This window comes from Vibrio sp. 10N.261.51.F11 (genome assembly GCF_041471665.1).
In the GTDB taxonomy this organism is placed as follows: Bacteria; Pseudomonadota; Gammaproteobacteria; order Enterobacterales; family Vibrionaceae; genus Vibrio; species Vibrio crassostreae_C.
In genome coordinates this window covers 1-1,053 of sequence record NZ_JBFROW010000092.1, presented here as the reverse complement: position 1 = coordinate 1,053, position 1,053 = coordinate 1, and the positions used below count along the sequence as shown (strand labels likewise).

At 43.1% G+C, this 1,053-nt stretch carries 1 protein-coding gene; it reads right to left on the bottom strand.

All coding sequences use genetic code 11. The annotated features are described in order from the left end of the window. Positions 1 to 53 precede the first annotated feature (53 nt). Complete coding sequence (locus AB4351_RS21235; protein WP_029236538.1) at positions 54 to 974, bottom strand: IS5 family transposase; 921 nt, start codon at positions 972 to 974, stop codon at positions 54 to 56. Between the last annotated feature and the right edge of the window lie 79 nt (positions 975 to 1,053).

Sequence of the window (1,053 nt, the reverse complement as noted above, 5' to 3'; positions counted from 1 at the left end):
CGGCTTTGTTTCCTAATTGGATCTCAGATAGAAACGGCCAGTATGGGTGATTATTAGGCTATTTCTATCGTTTTAGGCATACCTAACCCTGTGAGCTTATTCAACGCTTTAATCATGGCGTAGGTTTCACCAACCTGAGCATTATAGTTTCTTAAACTTAATCGCCCACCAAACAGTGTCTTTACACGGAACATAGCCGTCTCTGAAAGTGACCGTTTATGGTAACCGTACTTCTTTTTCCAATGTTTATTTGAGCCGTATAATTTCTGGCAAGCTACCGCCAGATTACGGGGGTGACCTCGTAACCAAAAAGCAGCACCTTCTCTCGGTGGAATAAGTGGAACAGCTTGTTTAATACGTATTGCTTCGTAGCATTGTCTTGTATCGTAAGCTCCATCACCAGATATCTCATTGATTCTACGACGAGTTTGATTCAGTAAATTAGGAAGAGCTTCACCGTCAGTGACATTCGATAAACTTAACTCAGCCGCAATGATTTCATGAGTGCCAGTGTCTACGGCTAAATGGAGCTTACGCCAAACTCGACGCTTCCCGTCAGTACCATGTTTTTTTACTTTCCATTCACCTTCACCGTAGACCTTTAGCCCTGTTGCATCAATGGCTAAATGCTGTATTGCGCCTCGGGTCTTTGTCTTGAATGACACATTAACCGTTTTGGCTCGTTTACTGATGCATGAATAATGAGGACATGACAACGGGAGTTGAGCGAGTTTGAAAACAGAATCGATGAATCCTTGTAACGCTCTCAACGGCATCGCGAATACTCGTTTAACCATGAGGGCGGTCGTAATGGCTAAGTCACTAAACAATCGAGGTCGACCTCGTTTACCTTGCTTGAGTTGCTTCCACTGTTGAATCGCTTCCTCATCAATCCAGAATGTCAGTGAACCACGATTGATTAGGGCTTGGTTATATTGTTTCCAGTTAGTTGTTCTGTAGCGAGGCTTTGGCATTGCTCTAAGTATGTGAGTGAACTTAGATGATCTGATCGTAGCTTTAAGCATTAGTTCCCTGATTTAGGAAACAAAGCCT

What these genes read in the sequence shown, in the direction of transcription:
- AB4351_RS21235 (WP_029236538.1), bottom strand. Translation starts at nt 974, where the DNA reads ATGCCAAAGCCTCGCTACAGAACAACTAACTGGAAACAATATAACCAA.